The sequence below is a fragment of the Psychrobacter sp. FME13 genome (genome assembly GCF_014861395.1).
In the GTDB taxonomy this organism is placed as follows: Bacteria; Pseudomonadota; Gammaproteobacteria; order Pseudomonadales; family Moraxellaceae; genus Psychrobacter.
The window spans coordinates 1-5,346 of sequence record NZ_RRYV01000186.1 but is presented as its reverse complement, the minus strand read 5'-3'; the positions used below and the strand labels follow the sequence as shown (position 1 = coordinate 5,346).

Genomic DNA, 5,346 nt, shown 5'->3' with positions numbered 1-5,346 from the left:
CGTCTATGGGCATCTCACAACTCCATTGTATTCTTGGTCGAAAACAATAGATTAGTGAGGTGCTCTTCTTTTTTCAATCACTTTCGAAGTTGAGAGTGGGGTATATACTAGCGACACAAGTTGATGACATTCCTGAGACACCTATCCCCGAACGTGAATTGACGTTTGATCGATTTTTGGACAAGATTCTAAGTCATCAGTTTCGGGAGCAAAACCCCGAAGTACAGTTTGCAGAGCGTGTGGCGATGATTGCCAAACTAGAAGCAGACGAAGGCGTTTACCCACTACCAGATCGTTATAAAATCCATTTAATACTGACCGCGCTGTGGGAAGATGGTAGCGCGTACTCTAGAGCCATTTTAAAACAAGCTATCAGTGAGCTACCAGTCAACTACGGTGTGTGGAAAGGTTTAAAACGTATTTATAAGCAGGCTGAGTTTTCTCAAGATTATGAGATTTTTGGCCAAATAGCCGCCAAGATTGATTTACAACGTTTTGATCAGACACCCAAAGCCAATGTTAGCTTCGCAACCAAAACGTATATGAGCCTCAGAGCATGGCGATATTTGCGCCAACTGGGGCAGCAGATGCCGATTGGCTATATTGATGCCGCTGTCTGTGTACTCGCCAGCTATGACGAAACCATGACAGCTGGCAGTGCCGAGCAAACGAGCAGCTGGGTCCTCAATCACATTTGCTTCCACAATAGCCTAGATTATGGCGTCAATCGATTTAGCAGTCGCTCTCCTCGCAAGCTATTTGATGCAAAAGGTCGTGCGTTTTCTGAGGCGTGGCAACGAGATCCTGAACCACTTATTCAACTATTGGCTATCGCAAAAAATGAGGCTGTCAGACAGTTTGCAACCGATAGTTTAAAGCATGACTTTAAAACCCAATTACGTGATGTAAGTAACGACACGCTGCAATATCTATCGGCTGGTAAGGCGCATAGTAAAGCGCGTGATGAGATGATTGTTTGGCTACTAGAAAACTCACCTAATTTTGAAAAGTCTAAGTTTCAGACATTGGGCTTACATCAAGTCGTACTACAACTACTTCATTCACACTACCCTGCTGCCTATCAATACGCGATTGGCTATGCCAAAAGCTATGCCCAAGACTTATCACTCACTGAGCTGATGCTATTGGCGATGTCAGATTATGAGCCTGTTAGAACCTTTGCAATCAATAATATATTAAGTCGTGACCCTATTTCAGATATTGGTGTCAATGGTTGGGGGCAGCTACTAGACACAGAGCATCACCATCAAACCGCTAGCAAACAACTCAGCAAACACTTTACAAGACGCGACTTAACTCCTGAGTGGTTTTTTGAACGATTGACTAGCAGCAGACGGTACAGTGTTAAGTTTGCCATAAAAAAATTGCCTGAGCTTTATAGTGCCAAAGAGTTAGGATCTGAATACTTTATTCGCGTCGCCCAGCAACTAGATATATCAGCAGCATACGACTTCTCTGCTCATGATGACAGTTACTGCATGCACTTTGCGTTAGATCAGCTTAGGCGTTTGGATTTGAGTCAAATAAATGCTTCAGTATGGCAAGTCCTGTTATTACATCCATTGTCACAATCTACTGTTATCGACTGGATTGATGAAGATGTACTGTCAGCCGCAGCGCTTGATATGAGCTATTGGCATGCGCTTGCTTATGAGCCTGATTGGCAAGTAGCTGAATATATTGAACTATTAAAGTCCACTAGTATTATCAATCTTATAAGTAGTACTGATAATCAAGGTTTACCCCCTATTTCTGAACCTATCAAGAATTGGCAAAAGCAATTAGACTTTGATGAATACTTAGCAGAAAATGTGCAAGATTGGCTGTCTGATGTACGCCGTTTTGCGCCGATAGATCTAGGTTTCGACTGGCTTATGACGCTAGCACATAGTGAGCAAGCACTCTATCGTGAATTTGCGATTGAGCGTATTAACAAAGGCTTCTTGCCTGCCGATTTTGTTGCATATCTCGATAATGACAGTAATGAAGAAGGTAGCCCTACTGACAGCGCTTCTAGTGGTAACACTACAGGCTCGAGTAGTAATGCAGATGTTGCTACCGAAGTAGATTTGTCCGGTCAACGGTATTTGTTCACGGGCAAGATGCAAAGCATGACACGTGGCGAGGCCGAAAAAGTCGTGAAAGCAGCTAATGGTGCTATTAGTAGCGCCGTCAATGGCAAGCTAGATTATTTGGTTATTGGGGATGATGGATCACCGCTATATGGTAATGGCCGTAAAGGCAGTAAACAGCTGAAAGCTGAAGGTTTGATCGCTGATGGTGCGGCACTAAAAATCATCTCTGAAACAGCGTTCTTACAAATGCTAAGTGGTCAATCACGAGAAGTGTCCGAAGATGATATTTTTGCAGGTGCCAATGCCTTGTGGCACATGGCAACAGATGATGCTACTGCGCCTATCAGTGAGCTTGCGATCAGCTACCTAAGTCATCATCATGAACATATTTGTATGGCGTTGACAGACAGACCTGTTGATCCTGATGCGATTATCCCTTCTTCGTTCTTTGATGCTGAGCGCGTCATTCCTTTATTACAACAGCGTAACAGCCAGTTGCGAGATTTTGGCTTATTACTGAGCGAGTATGAGATGGCGACGTGGCAACCAACGCCAGCTCTATGGCTCATGATAGCTGAGTCGCCTTATACTGAGGTCACTGAGCTGTTGAAACGTGCGCTTTTAGATGAACCTTCCGTTACCAATCGCCGTTACCACATCCAGCCAACACAATTGAATGCCGATATGTTAAATGCTTTGATTGAAAGCAAAGCGCGAGTCGCTCGCCAAATCGGTATCACGCTGCTACAGCGTCACGCTCACTTCCAAGAAGTGCAGTCTTTATACCAACTGACTCAAAGCACAGACCGTGAAGTACGTTATGCTGCTGTGACCATGCTATGGAAACACTACAAGTCGCGTCACGTGTCTCCAAACTGGCAACCAAACAGTAGCGATAAAGAGGTTGCACAAGATAAAGACAGCAATACTCAACCAATCATAAAAGAACAGCCAGTAAAAACAGCAGAGAACTTGCCTGCAGAAGTCGATCAGTTATTAATGCTGCTACGCCGCGGGCTATTTGAGCTACCGCCTGGTCGTTTAGGTGGGTCGCAAGAACCCAATGCTAGTGCCAGCAATAATCAACAACGCTATTCAGATAAAAGCAATGAGACAGCTGATACAGATAGCAATATTACGCTAAAACCTATATCTGCGAGTCGTGCCAAACTGGCATTGATTGAGACTTTTCGTGATGTGGCATTGGCTGATAGTACCTTTGCGGCGCTCATTATGCCGACACTATTCACCTTTACGCACTCAGCAGGCAAGATGGAGCGTCATGCGTGTCTGGTTGCCGTCACACGGTTGTTGCATCGCTATCCTGAGCTATCCAACAATCTACAGGCAGCTGCTTCTGCTTAACGGCTTTGGCGGACAGATAACAGATATAGGTAAATACTAGTAAGCTTTTATAGCCAAAAAAAGATACTCAAAAAAATATGACGTCACCTCAACTGAGATAACACCATGAAAACAATAACACTCCCCTATTGGGGTCAAATTATTGGTTTAGTCAGTAAAGCCAATAGCACCCAAGCGGCAACTCAAAAAACAACCAAACAGGATGGGCGCAGTCTTTTTATTACTCGCCAGCAGCAAACCCAAACATCGACGCCTGTTTTGTACATCCTCGATCAACAAGGTGAGCAATTTAGCTTATCGACGACTGCATTACCTTGTGCGATGCAAGCCATCAGCCAAACAGATGACAGCACTATTGTTATGATTGGTGATGATGGTCATCTTTACCAAACGGACTGGCAAGCCAAAAAAGTTAAAAAGACCAGTGCCAAATCCTTACTTGATACACTTAAGAATAGTGATAGTGAGATAGGCTGTGCCGTTGCAATGGCACCACTACAAGATGCCTTGGCTATCTTATATCCGAAACACATCGTGGTATGGCCTTATCAAAACAGTAAGACTAGTAGTACTGCCATCATTGAGCCTTATGTATCTGCTATAGCAACATCAAATAAAGACTCTGTATTGACAGCACTAACAACGTCAAACGACGGATCATGGCTAGTTGTGGCAGATCAATCGGGAGATGTTAGTAGCTATCAATGGGCCTCAGATGAAACAAAACTTAGCTTGAGCAGCCGCAAACAGCTCCATCAAGGTAAAGTAACGGCGCTTTGTTTTGAGCCAGTCGGTCAGTATTTCTTCTCAGCAGGTGCGGATAAATACTTGTACCGTACTCATGTTCAAGGCGACCTACATCCTGTTGATAGAGCCAAGTCTAGCCAGCACAGCGAAATGATCAAGTCGCTTTGTGTGTCAGACACTCGACTGTTTACTACCGCAGATGACAAAATCGTCAAATCATGGGCATTTGATAAAGGTCAGCCAAACAGTTGTAAAGAAGATTTGGTTAAGCCGCAGCAGATTACCGTCGCAAGCTATGCTGACAAGCCTGCCATCATAGTAGTAGGTCTTGACCAAAGCTTACGTTTTATACCAATAGACATCACTCAGAGCAATGCATCAAATAGCAAGCTACTGCCAGTCACTTATGTCATAAAAGACGGCTACCACAGAATTAAACAGCTACTCTCTGATACTTCAAACAATAGCGATGTTGCGTTTAAAGAAGGCTTGGCACTGCTACAGGTACAAGCAGACAATCAAACGTTAGATTTGGTCAAAAAATTACTTGATGATAGCGACACACTCACAGCCAACCAAGCATTACAATTGGTACAGTGGGTCGCTACGACGAGTCTTGATAAGACGGCACATGTTTTAGAGCAGCAACTAAGCTCGGCGCACAGTGCAAAATTACGTCTTGCGGCATTTCATGCATTGGCAGACCGAGCCGACTCTACCGCCCGTCCGCTTAGATACTTAGAAGAGGCGTTTAAAAACCGTTACTACGAAGAGGTGATAGCTTCTGCGTTGCAAGGGTATCTAAAAGTGGCCATGCAAGATGCCACAAGCCAGCGACGAATCTTACCTATTGAACCGCCCCGACTATATCGGAGAGTGGATTGCTTGAGTCAGGCAGCTTTGTCTGACTCACAAAGACTATCATAGTATCGTCTCTCAAACTCAAAAGGCGACACATAACTAATCGTACTATGAATGCGAGTTTTGTTAAACCAATCGACCCATTCTAGGGTTGCTAATTCAACATCACTCACACCTTGCCACTGCTGTTTTAAATATTCAATCACCTCCGTTTTATAAAGTCCGTTAACCGTTTCAGCCAACGCATTATCGTATGAATCACCTGTCGTGCCAACAG

The 5,346-nt window shown here is 44.1% G+C and carries 3 protein-coding genes; 2 read left to right on the top strand and 1 reads right to left on the bottom strand.

What is annotated here, in order from left to right; translation table 11 throughout:
- Positions 1–95: 95 nt before the first annotated feature.
- Entirely contained in the window at positions 96–3,461 is a 3,366-nt protein-coding gene (locus EI164_RS14410) for a BRCT domain-containing protein (protein WP_192520618.1), read from the top strand.
- A 105-nt stretch (positions 3,462–3,566) separates the two neighbouring features.
- The gene (locus EI164_RS14405; protein WP_192520617.1) at positions 3,567–5,135 is read left to right on the top strand and encodes a WD40 repeat domain-containing protein; all 1,569 of its coding nucleotides are present in this window, start codon (positions 3,567–3,569) and stop codon (positions 5,133–5,135) included.
- Here EI164_RS14405 and EI164_RS14400 read toward each other — a convergent pair.
- Positions 5,099–5,346 (bottom strand): integrase core domain-containing protein (locus EI164_RS14400; RefSeq protein WP_192520616.1); only part of this gene is annotated, 248 nt, incomplete at its 5' end. The genes EI164_RS14405 and EI164_RS14400 overlap by 37 nt on opposite strands.

Coding starts and splice junctions, on each gene's coding strand:
- EI164_RS14405 (WP_192520617.1), top strand. CDS start 3,567: ATGAAAACAATAACACTCCCCTATTGGGGTCAAATTATTGGTTTAGTC.